The sequence below is a fragment of the Microbacterium ureisolvens genome (genome assembly GCF_019511645.1).
Classification (GTDB): Bacteria; Actinomycetota; Actinomycetes; order Actinomycetales; family Microbacteriaceae; genus Microbacterium; species Microbacterium ureisolvens_A.
The window spans coordinates 353,363-373,807 of record NZ_JAEUAX010000001.1 but is presented as its reverse complement, the minus strand read 5'-3'; the positions used below and the strand labels follow the sequence as shown (position 1 = coordinate 373,807).

General features: G+C 69.8%; 19 protein-coding genes. All 19 read right to left on the bottom strand.

The window, feature by feature from the left end; genetic code table 11:
• Nucleotides 1-12 precede the first annotated feature (12 nt).
• The 19 genes from JNB61_RS01790 to JNB61_RS01700 all read right to left on the bottom strand — a co-directional run bounded on the left by JNB61_RS01790 (nt 13) and on the right by JNB61_RS01700 (nt 20,404).
• On the bottom strand, nt 13-1,152 hold the full coding sequence (locus JNB61_RS01790; RefSeq protein ID WP_220338588.1) for a PQQ-dependent sugar dehydrogenase: 1,140 nt from the start codon (nt 1,150-1,152) through the stop codon (nt 13-15).
• On the bottom strand, nt 1,149-1,625 hold the full coding sequence (locus JNB61_RS01785; RefSeq protein ID WP_159844014.1) for a VOC family protein: 477 nt from the start codon (nt 1,623-1,625) through the stop codon (nt 1,149-1,151). The genes JNB61_RS01790 and JNB61_RS01785 overlap by 4 nt, the downstream gene beginning before the upstream one ends.
• Nucleotides 1,626-1,700: 75 nt before the next feature.
• Nucleotides 1,701-2,096, bottom strand: coding sequence for a hypothetical protein (locus tag JNB61_RS01780; RefSeq protein WP_159844012.1), 396 nt, complete (start codon nt 2,094-2,096; stop codon nt 1,701-1,703).
• Nucleotides 2,097-2,450: 354 nt separating this feature from the next.
• A complete protein-coding gene (locus JNB61_RS01775; protein ID WP_220338587.1) occupies nt 2,451-3,749 on the bottom strand; it encodes an amidohydrolase family protein in 1,299 nt (432 codons plus the stop codon).
• On the bottom strand, nt 3,746-4,996 hold the full coding sequence (locus JNB61_RS01770; RefSeq protein ID WP_220338586.1) for an amidase family protein: 1,251 nt from the start codon (nt 4,994-4,996) through the stop codon (nt 3,746-3,748). Before JNB61_RS01770 ends, JNB61_RS01775 begins: the two co-directional genes overlap by 4 nt.
• Nucleotides 4,993-6,258 carry a M24 family metallopeptidase gene (locus JNB61_RS01765; RefSeq protein ID WP_220338585.1) on the bottom strand — a complete coding sequence of 422 codons (1,266 nt, stop codon included), beginning with the start codon at nt 6,256-6,258 and terminating at the stop codon, nt 4,993-4,995. Before JNB61_RS01765 ends, JNB61_RS01770 begins: the two co-directional genes overlap by 4 nt.
• Nucleotides 6,259-6,283: 25 nt before the next feature.
• Nucleotides 6,284-7,342 (bottom strand): sugar phosphate isomerase/epimerase family protein, encoded by a 1,059-nt coding sequence (locus tag JNB61_RS01760; RefSeq protein WP_220338584.1) that lies wholly within the window; start codon nt 7,340-7,342, stop codon nt 6,284-6,286.
• The gene (locus JNB61_RS01755) at nt 7,339-8,784 is read right to left on the bottom strand and encodes an FAD-binding oxidoreductase (RefSeq protein WP_220338583.1); all 1,446 of its coding nucleotides are present in this window, start codon (nt 8,782-8,784) and stop codon (nt 7,339-7,341) included. The genes JNB61_RS01760 and JNB61_RS01755 overlap by 4 nt, the downstream gene beginning before the upstream one ends.
• Nucleotides 8,781-9,869, bottom strand: coding sequence for a sugar phosphate isomerase/epimerase family protein (locus JNB61_RS01750; RefSeq protein WP_220338582.1), 1,089 nt, complete (start codon nt 9,867-9,869; stop codon nt 8,781-8,783). Before JNB61_RS01750 ends, JNB61_RS01755 begins: the two co-directional genes overlap by 4 nt.
• Nucleotides 9,866-10,732 (bottom strand): ATP-binding cassette domain-containing protein, encoded by an 867-nt coding sequence (locus JNB61_RS20385; RefSeq protein WP_220338581.1) that lies wholly within the window; start codon nt 10,730-10,732, stop codon nt 9,866-9,868. Before JNB61_RS20385 ends, JNB61_RS01750 begins: the two co-directional genes overlap by 4 nt.
• Nucleotides 10,729-11,622: an ABC transporter ATP-binding protein gene (locus tag JNB61_RS01740; protein WP_220338580.1), complete on the bottom strand. Its 894-nt coding sequence runs from the start codon at nt 11,620-11,622 to the stop codon at nt 10,729-10,731. Before JNB61_RS01740 ends, JNB61_RS20385 begins: the two co-directional genes overlap by 4 nt.
• The gene (locus JNB61_RS01735; protein WP_220338579.1) at nt 11,619-12,581 is read right to left on the bottom strand and encodes an ABC transporter permease; all 963 of its coding nucleotides are present in this window, start codon (nt 12,579-12,581) and stop codon (nt 11,619-11,621) included. Before JNB61_RS01735 ends, JNB61_RS01740 begins: the two co-directional genes overlap by 4 nt.
• Nucleotides 12,578-13,603 (bottom strand): ABC transporter permease, encoded by a 1,026-nt coding sequence (locus JNB61_RS01730; RefSeq protein WP_220338578.1) that lies wholly within the window; start codon nt 13,601-13,603, stop codon nt 12,578-12,580. Before JNB61_RS01730 ends, JNB61_RS01735 begins: the two co-directional genes overlap by 4 nt.
• An 83-nt stretch (nt 13,604-13,686) precedes the next feature.
• Nucleotides 13,687-15,255, bottom strand: a complete 1,569-nt coding sequence (locus JNB61_RS01725; protein WP_220338577.1) for an ABC transporter substrate-binding protein — start codon at nt 15,253-15,255, stop codon at nt 13,687-13,689.
• A 46-nt stretch (nt 15,256-15,301) separates the two neighbouring features.
• Nucleotides 15,302-16,594: an amidohydrolase gene (locus JNB61_RS01720; RefSeq protein WP_220338576.1), complete on the bottom strand. Its 1,293-nt coding sequence runs from the start codon at nt 16,592-16,594 to the stop codon at nt 15,302-15,304.
• A 117-nt stretch (nt 16,595-16,711) separates the two neighbouring features.
• A complete protein-coding gene (locus tag JNB61_RS01715; protein ID WP_220338575.1) occupies nt 16,712-17,383 on the bottom strand; it encodes a GntR family transcriptional regulator in 672 nt (223 codons plus the stop codon).
• A 137-nt stretch (nt 17,384-17,520) separates the two neighbouring features.
• Nucleotides 17,521-18,111: a TetR/AcrR family transcriptional regulator gene (locus JNB61_RS01710; RefSeq protein WP_220338574.1), complete on the bottom strand. Its 591-nt coding sequence runs from the start codon at nt 18,109-18,111 to the stop codon at nt 17,521-17,523.
• Nucleotides 18,108-18,674, bottom strand: coding sequence for a TetR/AcrR family transcriptional regulator (locus tag JNB61_RS01705; protein ID WP_220338573.1), 567 nt, complete (start codon nt 18,672-18,674; stop codon nt 18,108-18,110). Before JNB61_RS01705 ends, JNB61_RS01710 begins: the two co-directional genes overlap by 4 nt.
• The gene (locus JNB61_RS01700) at nt 18,674-20,404 is read right to left on the bottom strand and encodes a purine-cytosine permease family protein (RefSeq protein ID WP_222854985.1); all 1,731 of its coding nucleotides are present in this window, start codon (nt 20,402-20,404) and stop codon (nt 18,674-18,676) included. Before JNB61_RS01700 ends, JNB61_RS01705 begins: the two co-directional genes overlap by 1 nt.
• Nucleotides 20,405-20,445: the final 41 nt, after the last annotated feature.

Genomic DNA, 20,445 nt, shown 5'->3' with positions numbered 1-20,445 from the left:
CCGACTCACCTCTCACGGCTCCGGGACGAGCTCCACCCGCAGGAGCAGATCGTCGCCCGGCCGGGGCGAACCCCGGCCGTCGGTGTTGTTCGTCAGGAGCCACAGCGAGCTGTCGGGCAGCGCGACGACGTCCCGCAGCCGTCCGTACTCGCCGGCGAGCGCGGCGACGGGTTCGCCGCGCACCGTGCCCGCGGAGGTGTCGATCTGCCAGAGCCGCTCACCGCGGAGCCCCGCCATGAAGACCGTGTCGCCGCGGGCGGCGATGCCGCTGGGGCTCGCGTCGCTCGTCGGCCACTGCGCCACCGGATCGGCGAACTCCCCTCGCCCGGCGATCCCCTCGACCACGGGCCAGCCGTAGTTCGCGCCCGGTTCGATGCGGTTGAGCTCATCCCAGGCGTTCTGACCGAACTCGCTGGCCCACATCGTGCCATCGGCCGTCCACGCGATCCCCTGCACGTTGCGATGGCCCATCGACCACACGCGGGTGGCCCACGGATTGCCGCCGGCAGGCTCGCCGTCGGCGGTGACGCGCAGGATCTTGCCGTTGAGGCTGTCGGGGTCCTGCGCGGCATCGCTCAGCTGTGCATCTCCCGTCGTGACGTACAGGTACCCGTCCGGGCCGAAGGCGAGGCGGCCGCCGTCGTGCGTGCTGGCACGCGCGATGCCGTCGAGGATCACCTCGGGCTCGCCCAGCTCGAAGGATCCCGGCTCGCCGCGCAGCGGCATCCGTGCCACGCGATTGTCGTCGGCCGCACCGAAGTACGCGTAGAGCATCGGCGCGCCGTCCGTTCGCAGCAGCGCGAGGCCGTGGAGGCCCGACTCGCCGCCCGACACCACACCGGCGATCGTGCCGACGGAGCGTACCTCGCCGGCGGCCGTGAGTTCGAGCACCGTGCCGTCGCCGCGTTCGGAGATGAGCGCTCCCCCGCCGTCGAGCGGCACGACAGACCACGGGGCGACGAGCTCCGACGCGAGCGTGCCCGTGACGGATCCGGCGCGCCACCATGTCTCGGCGGCGGGAGCGGGGGCCGGGCCGACCGTGGGCGCCTGCGAGGACGGCGCCGGCCGGGCAGCCGGGGCGCTGCACCCGGATGCCGCGATCAGCGCCAGGAAGAGGCATCCGACCGCCGGCCACCGGGCGTCGCGTCTCATCCGTCAGCCACGGCCGCCTCGAGGGCCGCGAGGTCGATGCGCCGCATGCGGAGCATCGCCTGCACGGCGCGGTGCGCGACCTCGGGATCGGGATGACGGATCAGCTCCACGAGCCGGTCGGGGATGATCTGCCAGGACAGCCCCCAACGGTCCTTGAGCCACCCGCACGGCTGCTCCTGGCCGCCGTCCGCCGTCAAGGCGTCCCAGTAGCGGTCGACCTCGGCCTGATCGCGGCAGGCCACATACAGGGAGACTGCCTCGGTGAACGGGAACTGCGGACCGGCATCCATCCCGAAGTAGTCGCGGCCGCCCAGCCGGAAGTGCACGTGCATGACTTTCCCGCCCATGCCCGGCACCTCGTCCGGGTATCGGTCGATCGTCACCAGCTCGGAGTCCGGGATCAGCCGAGTGTAGAACGTGACGGCCTCCTCGGCGGAATCGTCGAACCAGAGGAACGGGGTCACTGCGCTCATGCGTCCCACCCTTGTCGACCGGCCGCAGACGCGCAACGGTACGCATCGCGGCGTCGGCGACCATGCTGCTCAGGGTCAGCGGCCGTGGATGAACCTCTCGGCGTGCTCGACGGCCTTGCGGAACGAGTCGTTGCGCAGAGCGATCGCGGCGTCGTCGCCCAATGCGTCGCCCGGCGACTCGGTGTATCCCGTCAGACCGGGCGGCCGGAGCACCCAGATGCCCCCGTACGGCGGCAGGTAGAACACCGCGAACGAGCGCGCGGACCGATCCTCCTCCCAGACCGGGACCACCGCGACCGCGGCCCCGGTGTCGACGTTTATCCACTGTGCACGCGGTCGTGGCTGGTCGGCGTCGTACACAGCCGGGTCCAGGAACGGCGCGGTGCCTTCTCCGAATCGCTGCTCGAACCGTTCGTGGAACACCGGGAAGAACGTGTGGTCATACCGACGCCAACTCGGATTCTCCGCCACCAGTGGACCTCCTTCCGCTGCGGACACCCCGTTCCGGCGCGATGACCCAGACGAACGCAAGGCCGTCCACCATCCAGGTCTCGCACCCCCGCGATATCACGCACCGATCTCGGAGGAGGGCGACCGTCCGGCCCGCCTGGATGGGCACCGTCGCGGTGCGGGCCCCGTGGAGCGAATGGTGCCACGGCGACCAACGGAAACGGCGCGGGCGGGGCAGGTCGCCACCTCACGAGATCAGTGCGCGGCTCGCGTGATCTATATTTGGCGCTGTAGATTTTTTGTAGCACCGGCGACATGCTGATGCAAGACCCGAATCCGGGCAACGCCCAGCCCACCCCGAGGGTCCCTCGGGTGCTACGCGGGCAGCGGCACCACCCGGTGGAAGGTCTCCTCGAGAGCCGACGAGTATGCGGGTCGGCCATCGGCGAGGACGAGCAGCCGGGTGGGCTGATCCAGCACCACCGCGTCGGGATCCGTGCTGTCGAAGACTACGAGGTCGGCGGGTGCGCCCGGGGCGAGGCCACGGGCGCGGTCGGAGCCGAGAACCGCCGCGGCGTCCGTCGTGACCGCCCGGTGGAGCCGGAGGAAGTCCTCGCGACTCGATGCGAAGCTCACGCGGCCCGCCAGCAGTGCGATGTCGAGCGGGTCGGCGCGGCCCGTCGGGGTGAAGGCGTTGCGCAGGTTGTTCGACGACAGGGCGGTGCGCACGCCGTGCGCCCACAGATCGGAGACGGGCACGACCCCGCGCCGCGCATTGGAGGCGTCTGAGCGCCCCATCAGGTACAGGTCGGTGGCGGGGAGCACGACCACGCTGACGCCCGCGCTCGCGAGCTCGTCGAGCACACGCGCTCGCTCGCCCACCTCGATCGCCGCCAGCGAGGTGACGTGCCCAATGGCGACCCGCCCGGCGAGACCCCGCTCGCGGGTGGCGCGGGCGACGTACGGGGCGAGCGCGAACCGCTCGTCGCTCGTGTCGTCGGCCAGGTCCAGGTGGAGATCGGCGAAAGTGCCGAACTCGACCGCGAGATCGAGCACCTGATCGACGTGGGCGCGGGCAGCCGTCGCATCAGCCTCGGTGTACGGACAGCCGCCCACGATCGTTCCCGGCAGCGCGAGGGCTTCCCGCATCAGTGCGAGCGTGCCCGGCCTGGAGAGGATGCCCTCCTGCGGGAAGACCGCGATCTGGAGGTCGAGCCACGAGCGGTGACGCTCGGCGAGGACCTGCATCACCTGGATGCTCAGGAGCCCGACGGCGGGATCGACCTCGGTCTGCGCGCGAATCGCGGTGGTCCCGGCCCGCAGCGCGGCCGTGAGGACGCGTTCGGCGCGGGCTTGGACATCGGCATAGGTGAACCCACGCTTGCGTTGCGCCGTGTAGGCGATGGCCGCGCGGAGGTCGCCGCCCTCGGCCGGTGTGCCGAGCAGTGCCTTGTCGAGGTGGAGATGTGGTTCGACGAACGCCGGAGCGACGACGCGTCCGTCCAGAGGCACGACCGTCGCGTCGGGGGGGTGAGGCGTGGTGCCAGCCGGCGAAACCCCTGCGATGCGTCCCCCGGCGATGCGCAGGTCGATGCGCCCGCCGCCGCCGGGGGCCGCGGCATCCGTCAGCACGAGGCTGTCGGATGCCGCGGCAAGATCGCCGATCCGGGTCATGCCGCCCGCTCGGCGCGAGTGACGAACGCGTCCACCGCGCGAGCCACGGCGAGCAGCAGCTCGTCCTCTCCCGGCCGCGCGACGAGGCAGACTCCCACCGGCAGGCGGTCGACCTCAGCCAGCGGCAGCGACACTGCGGGCAGTCCCCCGAGGCCCGCGATGCAGGTCATGGCGATGGTGCGGCCGCGAAGCGATCCCTTGGTCGCCGCATCGAGGTCAACCCGGGGGGCGGGACCGGATGCCGCGGCGAAGGCGAGCACGCCACCCTCGGGCAGAACGGCATCGAGTCGCGCGAGCACCTGTTCCCGTGCCTCGTCGGCGAGGTGCATGCCCTCGCGCGACGCGTTTCGGGCCTCGTCCATCCGCATGGCGACCCCGGGGCCGAACGACGGCTGCCGTCGGGTCACCCACTCCCCGTGGCTCTGCCAGATCTCGGGCATCTGGCGCGCCATGAACGCAGCCCGCCACTGACCGAGCAGGTCGGCTCCCGCCAGCTCCGCGGTGACGACGTCGGCGCCCAGGTCCTCGCCGAGGAGTCGCACCGCCGCCCTCACGGCGTCGGCGGTGTCGGGATCGGCGAGGGAGAGCACGTCGCCGGCCAGCACGATGGGCGGCACCGACAGGACGGGCTCGGCATCCCTCTCCACCGCCGGCACCGCGAGCAGCACCCCCGTCGCCCGTTCGAGCATCGCTCCCGTGCCGGCGAGTACGCCCACCGTGTCGAAGCGCGGCGCGAGCGGGACCACGCCCGTCATCGGTACGCGCCCGTGCGTCGTGCGGATGCCGAAGACACCGCTGTACGACGCGGGCACGCGGGTCGATCCGCCGGTGTCGGTCGCGAGGGCGTAGTCGACGAGTCCACCGGCGACCGCCGCCACGGATCCGCTCGACGAACCGCCCGGGATCCGATCGGAACCGCGCGGGTTGCGCGGAGTGCCGTAGTGGACGTTGGTGCCCGACAGACTGAACGCGAGTTCGTCGGTGTGCGAGATGCCGACGACGGTGGCACCGGCATCCACCCACCGCTGCACAGCCACAGCGTTGGTCGCGGCCGGCGCGGCATCGGCGAGCCAGTCAGGGTTCCCCGCGCCGACGCGCTGACCGGCCACGTCGAACAGGTCCTTCGTGACGGTCACGGATCCGGCGAGGGGGCCGGTCGCCGCGCCCGCGGCGAGGACCGCCGGGCCGACCCGGAGCGCGCCGGTCGCGGCGGCGTCCGCGGCCGAGGGGAGCTCCAGGGCTGTCATGCGTCCACCACCACGAGACGATTCGGGATGGTGTTGAGCTCCTCGACTCCGCGGCTGGTCAGCATCACGGTGCCGCCGATGCACACCCGCTTGCCGTCACGAAGGGCGTTCGGCTCGATCGCGAACGCGACGCCCTCGCCGATCTCGAAGTCGCCGTCCAGGCCGACGCCCGAGGGGAGCTTCGGCAGATGGGCGAGCGCGGGATCGACGCTCGGATCGATCCGCGTGGCGGAGTTGTAGAGCACGCCCGATACGGTCTGCACCATGGGGCCGGTGTTCCAGGTCTTGGATCGCTTGAGCGGCTCGTCCATGATCGCCGCAAGCTCCGCGAATCGCAGTCCGGGGCGCAGCGCTTCCAGCCCCGCGTGGTACGACTCGAGGCACACCTCTTCGAGCTCGCGGAGCAGCCTGTCCGGCTCGCCGAGCACGACGTCGATCTGCTGCTGGGACTCGAACCCGCCGTAGTAGGCGAAGATCTCGGAGGCGATGCTGTCGCCATTCTGCAGGGTGTACGGCGCACCGCCCATGCCGAACCACTCGGGCTGCCCCCAGCCGAACCGGTGCGATCCGGCGCGCTCGAGGATGAAGGGGGCTCGGATCCACCCGCCCCCCGCGATGATGGCATTCACTGCCGCCGCCGTGGGCACGCTCTCGCGCACACCGACCCGCACGGCGTCGACGTAGGCCGCGCAGGCCGCCTCGCCGAGGGCGGCGGCCTTGCGGATCATCTCCTGCTCCTCCTCGCTCTTGAACTGCGTGAGCGTCTCGAAGGCGTCCGAGACGTCGACCCAGACCACCGACGGGAGAGCGGTGAGCACTGCGCTCCACGTCCGGAACGGGATGACGCCGTTCCACTGCCCGACGGCACGGCTGGTGAGCCCGACGACGCCGATCGTGGCGGAGGCGAGGCCCCGCTCCTGAAGCACCGCCGTGAGGTTGGCGACGGGGTTGCCGTGCAGCCAGCTGTCGGTCCAGCGCTCGTACCGGGCCCCGGCGCCGTCGTAGCGGTTGATCGGCACGTCGCCCAAGAGCGACAACGGCTCGTCGGTCGGTGTGAACACCACGGTGGCGTGCGCGTCCTCGTTGGTGAGATAGGAGTCGTTGGCGTTGCGGCCCTGCCCGAACACGACGAGCGCATCCAGGCCGTTCTCCCCTAGGAACGCCCGCACGTTCGCCCAGCGGCGGTCGCGCTCGGCGAGGCTGAGGGTCGGGAAGTAGTCGCTGTCGACAGCGACCGAGTTGGGGACGATGGTCAGGGTCATTCTCTCTCCTCGGGGTGTAGCTCGGTCAGCCGGCAGTCGCCGGCTCGCGGGCGGCGAGCGCAGCGCGCAGCGCCGCCGCGCTGTCGGTGATGAAGGCGAGCGCCCTGCCGGAATCGACCGGCGCCCGCAGCTCGGCGACCGAGGGGACGTCGCCCGCTGCCGCACTCTGCTCGTAGCGCGTGGTAAGCGCCTCGACGACGGCGAACTCCTCCCCCGTCAGATCGGGGTGCGCCGCCCACCAGCGCGGGTCGTCCACGAACAAGGGCATCTCGGCGTTCATCCCGATCACGCCCTCGATCGACAGGTTGCAGGAAGCGCCGCCGCGATCGAGCTCGTCCAGCAGGGCGCCCCAGTCGATGACTCCGCGGCCGACGGGCGCGAGGAACCGGCCGATGCCGTCATCAGTGCGGTGCAGGGCGACGTCGCGCACATGCGTCGAGCGGGTGTACGGAGCCACCCGTCGTGCGGCCGCGATCGGGTCCTCGCCGCGGACCATCACGTTCGCGGTGTCGAACGTGATGCCGAAAGCGTCCGGACCCGCACCCTCGACAAGACGCACCACCTCGAACGAGCTGATCTCCTCGTGCGTTTCGATGTTGAGGTGCGCACCCGTGTCGCGCAGCAGCGGCGCAAGCCGGTCGAGCACCTTGGCCGTCGCGACGAGCTGGTCCTCCCAGTCCACGTCGGTGCGGAAGCGGTCGCACGCGTGGATGCCGCGGATGCGGAACTGGTAGTTGGCGGTTGCCGTCCAGAGCTCGGTGATGCCGACCGCCGCCACCGAGCGGATGATCCGCTCCATGCCGCGCAGATAGTCCCCCTCGCCGAGCGCGCGGATCTGCGGTGCCTCCGGCGTCGCGAACGGGTTCACCTTCGCGACGCCGACCTCGAGGTAGAGATCGAGGTCGGCCGCAGCATCCGCCACCGCCGACAGCTCCCCCGCATCGAGCACCGGGCTCAGCTCGAACGGGCTGCGGAAGAACGCCCCGTCCAGTCCCAGCGCGGCGATCTTCTCCAGCGTGCCGATCGCCCCGAGCTCCGCGGTGCCGGGGAACTTGCTCGTGTCGGTGCCGACGCGCCGGGTCATGCAAGCTCCCCCGCGTTGTCGCTGAGGTCGACGAGCCCGCGCGAGAAGACGTTGGCCGGGTCGTACTCGGACTTCACCGCGACGAGGCGGTCATACTTGTCGCCGTACACGGCGCGTGCGACGGACTCGTCGCCGGCGACGGACGTGAAGTTGATGTACGTGCCGGCCTTGTACGGTGCCAGTGCCTGGTCGAAGGCCTTCGCCCACGCCACCAGGGGCGCCTTCTCGCCCGGGTACTCCCAGTCCGCACCGATGTTCGCGGCGAACGGCGACCCCACGCCGGCGGTCGAGTCGTTAGACGAGTCGCGCGGTTCGCGGCGGCCGGCGAGGATCTCGAACGGGCACATGAGCTGGTGCGCGATGTGGGCGCTCGAGTTGAGGGCTCGCCCGGTATAGGCGTCGCTGTGCTCGATCACCGTGTCGATCGCGTCGTCGGAGAGGTCCTGCAGGAACAGGTGCTTCCAGTAGTGCGCGATGCCATATCGGAATTCGTCGTCGGTGGCGTGCTGCAGCGTCGCGTGGTGCATCGTGCGCAGGCTCTCGTAGATCGCGCTGCCGTGCGCGAACATCCCGGCCGTCGCGGCCGGCTCGTCGGAGGGCTCGCCGTAATAGACCGTGGCGACCGAGATGATCGGCTGACCCCGGTGCTCCGCGGGGATCTGGCTCCAGTACTCGGGCGCGCGCAGCAGCCGGATGTAGGTGCCGATGTTGCCGGGCGCATCAGGGCCCCACTGGCGGAAGAACTGGAGGATGCCCTTCCGGTCGGTCGCCGGGTACAGGGCCTGCCGCACCGTCGCGAGGCCGGGAAGCGCCACCGTGCGGTAGGTGAAGCGCGTGGCGATGCCGTAGTTGTGCCCGGCGCCCTTGAGCGCCCAGAACAGGTCGGGGTTCTCGTCGGCGTTGGCAGTGAGGATGCGGCCGTCGGCCACGACCACCTCGATCTCGACGACGTGGTCCACGGTCGCGCCATGGAGGCGGGCGAGATAGCCGAAGCCGCCGCCGAGGGTGAGGCCGGCCACCCCGGTGTGGGAGACCACGCCTGCGGGCACGGCGAGGTCGTAGGGCTGGGCGGCGCGGTCGACGTCGCCCCACCGGCATCCCGCGCCCACCGAGACGGTGCCGGCCTCGGCATCGAACACCACGTCGTTCAGGAGGGCCGTGTCGATGAGCACCGCCGCATCGGCGACGGCCGTGCCGGCGAGGTTGTGACCGCCGCCGCGCACCGTCACGGGGACGCCGCGGGCGACGCACCACTGGAGCGCGTCGGACACGTCCTGCGCCGTGCACACGCGGACGATCGCGGCGGGGTGACGGTCGATGTCCGCGTTCCACACGCGGCGCAGAAGGTCGTAGCCCCCGTCGCCGGGAAGAACGACCTCACAGGAGACGGCGGTGGCCAGGTCTGCGAGCATGTGTGTTTCGGTGGGCTGGGTGAGCGTCATGCGGGTACTCCTTCTGTCAGTTCGGAACTGCCGACGGCCGCGGTCGCCGGAAGCTGGGCGAGCACGGCTCGCAGGTGGTCGGCGCACGCGAGGAGGAACGTCACCAGATCGGTGTCGGGCCGCGGCGCACGCAGCTGTGCGATGGTCTCCGTATCGCCGCGCTCCGCGCGGGCTTCGTACGCCTGGGCGAGCGCGTACAGCTCGCCCAGAGCCGCATCGGTGAGATCGGGGTGACCGGCCCGCCACGTCGGATCCGATGTGTGCAACGCCATTTCGGCACGGACGCGCCCGATGGGCTCGATCGTCAGGTTGAGGCCCGGGTTGTGCTGGAGCAGCAGATCGAGCACGGCCGGCCAGTCCATGACCCCCTCGCCGCACGGGGCGATGAACCGGGACAGACCGGCGGGGGTGCGCCAGAGCGCGGCGTCTCGCAGCTGCGTCGTCCGCACATACGGTGCGATCCGCGCGATCGCATCCCTGGGCACTTCGGCGCGGACGGGCAGGTTGGCCGGGTCGAGGCACACCCCCAGCACGTCGTCGCCCACGGATTCGATGAGCCGGAGGAGTTCGAAGGTCGTGATCTCCTCGTGGGTCTCGAGGTTCAGCCGCACGCCGGTGTCGCGCAGCACCGGGGCGAGTCTGTGCAGGAATCGCTCGATGGCGACGAGCTGGTCCTCCCACGCGGCATCCGTGCGGAACCGGTCGGTGAAGAAGATGCCGGGGTGCGGCTTGTAGCCCCCCACCGCCGTCCACGTCTCGGTCCAGCCGAATTCGGCGCAGGTGGCCAGGAGTCGCTCCATGCCCGCGAGGTAGCTGCCCTCGCCGAGGTCGCGCACGCGCGGCAGCTCGGCCGTCATGAACGGGTTGACCTTGCCCACGCCCATCTCGACGTACAGGTCGAGCTCGACGGCGAGTTGCGCGAAGTCGGTGAGGAACGCCCGGTCGAGCGTCGGCGCGATCTCGTCCAGGGTACGGACGTTGACTCCTTCGAGCCCGAGTGCGGCGACTTCGCGCAGGGTCTCGAGCGGCTCCCCGAAATGGGTGACCCCCTCCACGAACTTGATGTCGGTTCCGATGCGCGTCATGCCGCCGCCTCCGCCTGTGATGGACTGGTGATGGATCCGCGGCGCCGCAGGCGGCGTTCGCGCTCGGCGGCGGGATCGGCCCTCGGGACGGCTTCGAGCAGCGATCTGGTGTACGCGTGCTGCGGGTCGCCGTAGACCTGGTCGCGCGGGCCCTCCTCCACCGCGCGTCCCTTCTCGAGGATCACGAGCCGGTCGCACAGGTACCGGACCACGGCCAGGTCGTGGGCGATGAAGAGCACCGAGAGCGCGAACTCCTGCTGCATGTCCTTGATGAGATTGAGCACCTGCGCCTGGACCGACACATCCAGTGCCGAGACGGGCTCGTCGCACACCAGCACGCGGGGCCGGACCACCAGCGCGCGGGCGATGGCGATGCGCTGACGCTGACCGCCGGAGAAGCTGCGTGGGAAGCGCTTCATGTGCGCCGGCTCGAGTCCCACGCGCTCGAGCATCTCCCCTACTCGATCGCGGCGCTGCGCGGCATCCAGGTCGGTGTGCACGCGCAGCGGCTCGCCCACGATCTGCCCGATCGTCATGCGGGGGTCGAGGCTGGAGTACGGGTCCTGGAAGACCATCTGCACCTGCGAACGGAAGACGCGCTCGGCCCGGAAGGTCATGCGGCGGAGGTTGAGTCCGTTGTAGGTCATCGTGCCTGCCTGCGGACGCTCGAGGCCCATGAGGCACCGCACCGTGGTCGACTTGCCCGAGCCCGACTCGCCGACGAGGCCGAGGGTCTCTCCGGTTCCGAGGCGGAACGACACCCGGTCGACCGCGGTGAACTCCCGCGCACCGCGGCCGAAGCGCTTGGTCAGATCTTCTACGCGCAGGTCGACGCCGTCGACCTGCGAAACGGGGGTTGTCATCGCCGCGCCTCCAGAGCGGTCCCGGATGCCGCGAGCGCAGCATCCTCTCTCATCACGTCGTCCACGGTCCGCAGTCGCACGGTCGGGTCGTCGTCGACGCTGGGGATCGAGGCCAGGAGGCCCCGGGTGTACGGATGCTGCGGTGAGGCGAAGAGGTCGTCGACGAGGCGGTCCTCGACGAGGCGCCCGTGGCGCATGACCGCCACCCGGTGGGCGAAACCGGCGACGATGGCGAGGTCGTGCGTGATCAGCAGGACAGCCAGCCCCAGTTCGCGCGACTGCTCTTCGAGCAGGTCGAGCACCTGCTCCTGCACGCGCACATCCAGCGCGGTCGTCGGCTCGTCGGCGATGAGCACGTCAGGGCCGCCGATGAGGGCGGCGGCCATGACGACGCGCTGCCTCATGCCGCCCGAGAACTCGTACGGGTAGGCGTCCATGCGGTCGGCTGCCGAAAGCACGCCCAGGCGGTCCAGCATCTCCACGGCCCGTGCCCGTGCCTCGCGCCGCGGCACTCCGCGCAGACGCAGAGGCTCGGTCACCTGATCGCCGATCGTGAGCACCGGGTTGAGCGCGGTCATCGGGTCCTGGAACACCATCGACACCGCGGAGCCTCGCATCCGGCGGACGGTTCGCTCAGGGGCGCCGACAACCTCGTGGCCCGCGACGCGGATCGAGCCCGCGAGGTCCACCGTGGGGTCCAGCCGCATCACGGCCTTCGCTGTCATGGACTTGCCCGACCCGGACTCGCCCACGAGGGCCACGCGCTCCCCCCGCTCGAGTGTGAGGCTCACGTTGTCGACCAGGGTGAGGTCCCCGCGACCGCCGTCGGTGCGCGTCGCATCCGGGACGCTGACCGTCAGGCCGCTGATCTCGAGAACAGGTGCGGTCATCGCTTCCTCCGAAGGCTCGGGTCCAACCGGACGCGGATCGCGTCGCCGAGCAGGCCGAACGCGATGGCCGCGATGGTGATGGCCAGGCCCGGGAAGGTCGCCACCCACCAGGCGGTCGTGATGTACTCGCGCCCCTGCGCGACCATGGCCCCCCAGTCCGCGCTGGGCGGCGGCGCGCCCACTCCGAGGTAGGCGAGGCCTGCCATGAGGACGACGGCGCCCGAGATCTCCATGCTCGCCTGTACGTAGACGGAGTCGAGCGAGTTCGGCAGCACGTGGCGCACGAGCGTCCAGAACCGGCTGATCCCGTTCACCCGGGCCGACTCGACATAGGCTGCGCTCATCGTCACGCGGAGGATGCCGCGAACCAGTCGCGTCGTGCCTGGCCACATCGCGACGACCATGGCCACCACCACCGAGCCGAGCGACGGACCCAGCGCCGCCGCGATCCCGAGCGCCAGCACCATGGCGGGAAGCGCCATGAAGATGTCGCAGAGGCGCATGATCGTGGCGTCGGCCCCGCGCGGCGAGAGCACCGCCGCGCACGCGACGAGGACTCCGACAATGGTCGAGATGAGAACGACCGCGACCGCCGCGAGCAGGGTCGTGGCCGCCCCCGCCAGGAGCCGCGACAGCACATCTCGTCCGGCGTCGTCCGTGCCCATCCAGTGCGCGGCGCTCGGCGGCAGCAGGGCATCGGCCGGAACCGCGAGGTAGGGGTCGTACGGCGCGACGAACGGCCCGATGACGGCCATGACGACGAGCAGTATCGACACGACGACGGCCACGCGGTCGAGCGCCGCGGCACGGTGGCCGAACAGGCCGCGCAGGCCGCGCGAGATCCCGCCGCCGAGACCGGCGGGAGAGAGCCACTCGGAGGCCCGCGCCGTGCGGGATCTTGGGGCCGTCACGTCGGGATCGGCCGCTTCCGCCTCGGCCTGAGTCGATGTCAGTGTCATGCCTGTGCTCCCGTCAGGTGGGACTCGCGGACACGGGGGTCGGTCCAGATCTGCAGCAGCTCGACGGCGAGGCTGGCGACGGTGAAGACGATGCCGATGACGAGGACGCAGCCGAGCACCGCGAAGGTGTCCTGGTTGAGAACAGCCTGATTCAGGTAGGTGCCGATGCCCGGGAGGGCGAAGACGCTCTCGACCAGCAGCGCGGCACCCATCATCCAGCCGAACTGCATGCCGAGAAGGGTGAGCGTCGATCCCATCGTCGAGCGAAGTCCGTGGTGAACGACCACGCGGTAGGGACCCGCGCCCTTCGAGATCGCGAACGACACGTAGTCGGTGTCGAGCGCGCCGATCATGTTGGAGCGGACGTTGCGGGCGATGGTCGACATGAACGGCGCGCTCAGGGCCAAGGCGGGCAGGATCACGTGCGCCAGCGAGTCGAAGAACATCGCGGGACTGCCTGCGATCAGCGAGTCGACCAGGGTGGAACCCGTGACGTCGGGTGGCGCCATCCCGAACGAATTCGCTCCGGAGATCGGGAACCACCCGAGGTTCGATGCGAACACCCATTGCAGGAGGATGGCGAGCCAGAAGACGGGTACGCCGCCGGCCAGGACGAAGAGGATCCGGGCCGAGACGTCCGGTGCGCGATCGCGAAGCGCCGCTGAGAGCGCACCCAGCGGCACCGCGACGGCGATGGTCACGATCATCGTGACGATCACGAGCTGGAGCGTGGTGGGGACGGTGTTGGCGAGGTCGCCGACCACGCTCTGGTGTGTCGACGCCGATTGACCCAGATCGCCGCGGAACGCCTTGCTCAGGAACAGGAAGTACTGCTCGATCACCGGAAGGTCGAGCCCCAGACGCTGGCGCGCCTGCTCCACCTGCTCGGCGGTGGCGGTGCGCCCCGCCGCCACGCGCGCGGCGTCGCCCGGGATCAGCTTCGTCATGAAGAAGACGATGGTGATGATGCCCCACACGCTCAGCAGGGCGAGCCCCAGCCGCTTCGCGATGTACGTCGCCATGCGGGCCTCCTCGGGTTCGGGTCGGTCGGGTGAGACGGGGTGGCTCCGGCGCATTCGCGGACGTACGGAGCCACCCCGGTGGATCAGTCGGCGAGGACGAGCATCTTCGGGTCGAAGAGCTGATACGTGGGCGCATACTCGAGACCCTCGATACCGTCGCGGAGCATGACGGTGGTGGTGGGGTTGGAGATGTTCACGCTGACGTCGTCGGCGAGGATCAGCTCCTGCGCCTGGGTGAACAGGTCGCACGCGGCGTCCGGGTCGACGGTCGCGATCCCCTGCTCGAGCAGCGCATCGACGTCCGGGTTGGAGTACTGCGCGTAGTTCGTCCGCCCGATGAACTGCGAGTCGTAGACGCGGAAGAGCATGGGGCCGATCTCGGGGTAGTACGGGAAATCCCACAGCAGCGCCAGGTCGGGCGTCGTCTCGGGCGACTCGATCATCGCCACGTACTCGGGGTACGTGACCGTCTGCAGCTCGAGGGTGATCCCGATGTCCTTCAGGTTCGACTGCAGCAGGGTGGCCGCCTTCTGGTGCTCGGGGATCTGCGACTGGTATGCGAGCGTGAGCGTCTCGCCCTCCGCTCCGGCTTCCGACACCAGTGCCTTGGCCGCCGGGACATCCTGCTGCGCGGCACCCGCGTCGACACGGCACGAGACGCTCGGTGCGGTGAGGCCGGTTGCGACATCGCCGCGCCCGCCCAGGATCGACGAGATGTGCCCGTCGTAGTCGTAGGCGAGCTGGATCGCCTCACGCACCTTCGGATCCGCGGTGATGCCGCCTTGCGTGTTCATCATGACGAACAGCTGCAGCATGCTCGACAACTCCTGCGGGTAGACGCCGTCCTGCGAGGCCAGGGCGTCGAGGTCGGTGCCGGTGAGTCCGGTCACCACGTCCACACCGCCCGACTTGAGTTCGTCGCGCAGCGTCGAGCTCTCGGTGATGTAGCGGTAGACGAGGCTGTCGGGGCGTTGCTCGTCGAAGCGCCACGAATCGTCGAAGCGCTCGAGGGTCGCCTGCTGGTTGGCGGTGTAGTCGGTGATGGCGTACGGTCCCGAGCCCGCGTCGTTGGTGGCGAGCCACGCCTGCCCCTGGTCGTCGCCTTCGTTCGCCGAGACGAGTGCGGAGTCGAGGATGTACACCTTGCTCAGAGCACCGACGAAGGTCGTGTTGGTGCCGTTGAGCGTGATCTCCACAGTCGTGTCGTCCACTGCGGTGCTCGACGCGTACGACGAGAGGAACGACGACACCCCGATTCCGAGCGATGCGATGCGGTCGAGCGTGTAGACGACGTCTGCGGCCGTCAGCGGGTTCCCGCTGTGGAAGACCACGTCGTCGCGAAGGGTGAGGGTGACGGCGGTCGCGTCGTCGTTGTAGCTCCATTCGGTGGCGAGCAGCGGCACGATCGCGCCCTCGTCGTCGTAGTCGACGAGCTTGTCGTACGCGCCGCCGACGGTGAAGTCGGTCTGCACGTCCGACGCGAGGATCGGGTCGAGCGTCTGCGGTGTAGCCCCCGTGCCGATGATCACGGTGCCGTCTCGGCCGCTCGAGGATGCAGGTGCCGCCGAGCCGCCTGCGCAGGCGGTGACGAGCGTGCCCACGGCAAGGGATGCCGCGACGGCGCCGAGTACTCGGGTCCTGGTGGTTCTCATGTTCACTCCGGGTTCTGGAAGGTCGGGTGCTGCAGGAACGGGTGGATCAGGGCCGGGTGGCCATCGCGTCGAGCGTGCTCGGCGCGAGAACATGGGCGGACGCGAGCTGGGCGGCGACGATGCGTCCGCCGTGCAGCACGAGCCGGGTGGCGGGGTGCGCCGCGACTGCGGCGGCCGGAGACGGGCTGTCGATGATGAGAAGGTCGGCCGGCGCCCCCTCGTGCACGCCGTAGTCCTGGATGCCGAGGGCGCACGCCGCAGAATCGGTGACGAGGTCGAGCGCTACCTGGAGTTCCTCGTCGGTGCGGAAATTGGACTGGTAGGCGACTTGTCGGGCGACGGCGAGCATGTCCCCGTCGCCGTACGGCCACCACGCATCGCGGATGTTGTCGGAGCCCGAGAACACCGTCGCCCCCTCGGCGCGCATCGCCAGGACCGGAGGCATCGGCCCCGCCGGACCGTTCGTCATGACGGCGACACCGCTCGCGGCGAACTCGGCGCCCACCCGCCTCACGTCATCGGCACCGAGCGATCCCAGTCCGTAGGCGTGGCTCACGACCACCCGGCCCGCCAGGGCGTGACGTCTCGTCCGCTCGGCGATCATCTCGTATTGAAAGCGCGCGGGCTCGCCCAGGTCGTGCAGATGGATGTCGACACCCACGTCGTACCGCGCCGCGAGTCCGAAGACGGTGTCGAGGTGGCGCTCTGCATCCTGGTCGAACCCGACGGGATCAAGTCCTCCGATCGCATCCGCCCCGGCCCGCAGCGCCTCCTCGAGGAGTGCGCTGACACCGGGCGATGCGACGATGCCGCTCTGCGGGAATGCGACGACCTGCACGCGCAGGGTGTCGCGCAGTCGCTCGCGGAGATCGAGGAGCGCGTCCAGCGAAGTGAGGCCGACCGCCGGGTCGATATCGACGTGCGTGCGCACTGTACCGGTGCCGAAGCCGATCATCGCGGCGGCCAGCGCGTGCGCGCGCTCGCCGACCGGCACATCAAGATCGTCGCGGATCGCGCGCTCGGCGCTGACGCGTTCCGCCACCGTCGCGCCTGGTCGGTGTGGCTGCCATGGCGATCCGACGAATGTCTTGTCGAGGTGTGCGTGGCCGTTGATCAAGGCGGGCAGGACGAGTCGTCCGCCGAGATCGATCGTGGTCTCGCGCGCCACGGCGCCGCTGCGCACCGCCTCCTCGAAGCCGACCGATTCGACGGCGAGAGGCCTGCCGACCGTCCGCCCTGCGGCCGGCGCGATGCCACGGATGCGCCCCTCGGCGATCCGGAGATCGACGCGGGAGCCGTCCGGCAGGGTGCCGTCGAGGAGGAGGAGCGATTCGAGCACCGGTGACCCTTCGGGAGGAGGAACTTGGTATACAAGATTCCATTCCCGTGTTTCGCCGGTTCAACTGCTGCGTAAACGGATTGTTTCGTCGATCTGGTAGGCCATATCGGCCTGTGACTACCGCATCCGTTCGCGAATGATGCGGAGGGAGTCCGCGCGACTGTGCTCCACGTGCGCGTATGCGAGGGCGCCCGCCCATTCGGCGTTGCCGTCCGCGATGGCGTGGCAGAGTTCCTTGTGTTCGGCGCAGAGCACTCGCTGGTCACGCTCTGCCTCGAGTCGGAACAGCCGCCGCACCCGCCCGTTGATCGGACCCATCAGGCCGATCAGCAAGGAGTTGGATGAGAGGTTGAGGATCTCTTCGTGCAGCGCGGAGTTCGCCCCGGCGATTGCGGCGTCGTCCGCCCCTTCGAGTGCCGCCTCCGCTTCCGCCAGTCGAGCGAACAGTTCATCCGGTGAGCGTCCCGCCGCGCACGCTTGAGCGGCCAGCTTCGCGGCGAGGACCTCCAGGCTCGAGCGCACGGCGAACAGCTCTTCGACATCGTTCATCGTCATCTCCGTCACCACCGCACCGCGGCGCGGAAGGGTCTTGATGAACCCCTCTGCCTCGAGCCTGGGCATCGCCTCCCGGATCGGGATTCGCGAGACGTTCAGCTCTGCGGCGAGCTCGCGCTCCCGAATCCGCTCCCCGGGTCGCAGAACACCCTCGATGATGCGTTCGCGCAGCAGTTCGTAGATCTTGGCCGAAAGGGGCTGATCGGCGAGACCGAGGGGAATATCCGACGTCATGAAGCACCTTTCGGCGGTGGGCGGAGGTGCCTACAGTATGCCAACCAGGAGTGCACCGATTGTTTCGGACGATCGACGGCGGAGTTCACGTCTGGATCGCCGGCGCCGGCGACCCCGGGAATGCGGGCCGGTTCCGGCTACGATGGCGACCCGTTCGCAGCGCCGAGGTCTCGGATGGGATCCAGGATCGCCTCGGCAGCCCACGTGGCCGCATCGGCGATGTCGCGCCCGCTCATCCCGAGCTCGCGGCGCATCGTCACCCAGGTTGCCGAGGAGTCGAGGTGGCACAGAGCCGCCACGACGGCGCGGCGATCCTCGTCGCCGAGGGCGGGGACCTCGCGGAGCAGCATCGCATCGAACTCGGCGCGATGCGGCACGGGGTCGGCTCCGTTCACGCCGCGCATCGCCGTCTCGGCGACGACGTGGGCGAGCTCCGGACGGCGGTCGTAGGCCTCCATCGCCTCGCGGATGGCGATCGGCACGTCGAAGATGGAGTCGGACTCCGCGCGCGTGAAGATGGTGCGCTCGATCCATCCCGACGTCGCCAGCAGAAGGTCTACGCGCGTCGGGTAGTACCGGAAGACCGTGCGCTCTCCGACGCCCGCCCGCAACGCGATCAGCCGGAAGGACACGTCGTCGGTGCCGACCTCCTCGATGAGTTCGGCGTAGGCGGCGAGGATGGCCGACTGCGTTCCCGAGAGCTCGGGCGCCGGCGCGGGAGCGTTCACGACGCTGCCCGATTCGCCTCGGTCGCCGCGGGGAGCACCCGCCGCACGGCGAGATCGAACACTTCGAACGTCTCATCCGCACTCATGTCGAATCCGGTCCGCATCCGCGCCCAGAACATCGGCGAGGCGAAATAGCGGATGGATGCTGCGGCCCTGCGGGCGTCGCGGCGGTTCAGGTTCGGCGCGGTGGCGTCGATCATCGCGACGATCGCGTCGGTGATCGGCGCCGCAGGGTCGTCCGCGGTCGGTGAGAGCGCACCACCGCGGGCCGCCACGAAGGCGAAGGCCGGTTCCGCGTCGTAGGCGCGGAACCTTGCGCGCACAGCGTCGCGGAACTCGGCTGCCGTCCCGAAGCCCGGAATCGGGAAATGCTCGGCCTCGATCCAGCGAGCGAGCCCCTCCAGCAGGTGCGACCTCGTCGGGAAGCGACGGTAGATCGTGCGCTCGGAGACGCCCGCGGCCTCGGCGAGCTCGAGATAGGAGACGTCCTCGAAGGTGCGCTGGCGCAGCAGCAGGGCCGCGCTCGCGAGGATCGCAGACGGAGTGTCGATGATCTCGTCCATCACTGGATCCCTCCCCGCCCGTCTCGATGGAGCCTGGCCGGCTCCGCCGGGAGGACGTACCGGTCGGAGTCGTCGAGCGTCAGCGCCAGCGACGAGACGAACTGCAGTTCGCCCCGTGGCCCTGACTCGGCCGAGGCCAGCATATCCGGCCGCTCGAAGGTGTAGCCGGTGACGTGGCAGCGCAGCCGCTCCCCGGACGGGTTGCCGTCGCTGTCGAGGATCGGACTCGGGATGCCGTCGGAAGACCGTCGGAGGTAATAGCGGCCGCGGGTGACGATCGCCATGAGCGGGGTGACGATGACCGCGACGCCGATGGCGACGAGCACCGAGAACGGCTGCATCGCCGCGCCGAACGCTCCTGCGAAGCACAGCAGTGACAGCAGGGAGGCGAGCCCCACCGAGACCGGGCCGACCGGGTTCCAGTTGTGGAGCATGCCGCGGCGGAACTCGGGGAAGCGCGGCGACAGCCGCAGGATGTGCTTGTTGATCACGATGTCGGCGGAGATCGTCACGAACCAGGCCATGACCACGTTCGCGTACAGGCTCAAGACGAAGGAGATGAGGCTGAAGACGTCCATCAACATGAGCGACAGGGCGATCGCCAGGTTGAAGATCACGAAGACGGTCCGGCCGGGGTAGCGCTTCTTCACTCGCGTGTAGACATTCGACCAGGCGAGTGAGCCGGAGTAAGCGTTCGTCACGTTGATCTTGACCTGCGCGATGACGATGAGAAGGAGGACGAGAGCAAGGGCGATCCAGTCGGGCACCAGCGACTGGTACATGCCGAGGAACTGCTTCACGGGCTCGGCGGCACGGTCGGTGAGAGCCGGGTCCACCTTCGTCACGAGGTAGACGGCCAGGAACAGCCCGATCACCTGCTTCGTCCCGCTGAAGATCACCCAGCCAGGACCGCTGAAGACGAACGCCGCCCACCACGACTTCGAGTTCAGAGGCGTGCGCGGCGGCATGACGCGGATGTAGTCGATCTGCTCGGCCAGCTGCGGGGTCAGGGCGAAGCAGACGGCAGCGCTCGCGACGATGGCGCTGAAGCTGACGGTGCCGTCGGAGGCGCCCCCGAACCGGATGAAGGTCGTCACCGCGTCGGGCTGGGTGAACACGATCCAGACGAGCGGGAGGAGTGCGAGCGCGAGCCACAGCGGCGTCGTCCAGAACTGCAGCCGCTCCAGTGCGCGCATGCCGTACACGACGATCGGGATCACGACCACGGTGGAGATCACATAGCCGACGGGCAGCGGGATCCCCACCGCGACCTCCAGGCCCTGGGCCATGATCGCGCCTTCGAGGGCGAAGAAGATGCACGTGAAGCCGGCGAACACCACGGTCGTGATGATGGAGCCGTGATAGCCGAAACCCGAGCCGCGGGCGATCAGATCGAGGTCCATGTTGAACCGCGCCGCGTAGAACGCCACCGGGAACCCGACGAAGAAGATGATCACCGAGGCGAGGAGGATCCCGAGCACGGCATTCGTCGTGCCGTGCTCGAGGCCGATGCTGGCGCCGATCGAGAAGTCGGCGAGGAAGGCGATGGATCCCAGTGCGGTGCCCCCGACGGACAGGGCGCTCCAGCGCCGGAACGAGCGCGGCACATACCGGAACGCGTAGTCCTCGAGGCTGTCTTCGGCGGCGGAGCGTGCGTCCCCGCCCCGCGCGCCGGATCTCACGCCCAGCGCATGCACACCCACCTCCAGCGCTTCCACTGTCTGGATCATGCCGCAGGCGTGTTTCAGCCGCGTTGCCGCGGGGAATCGAT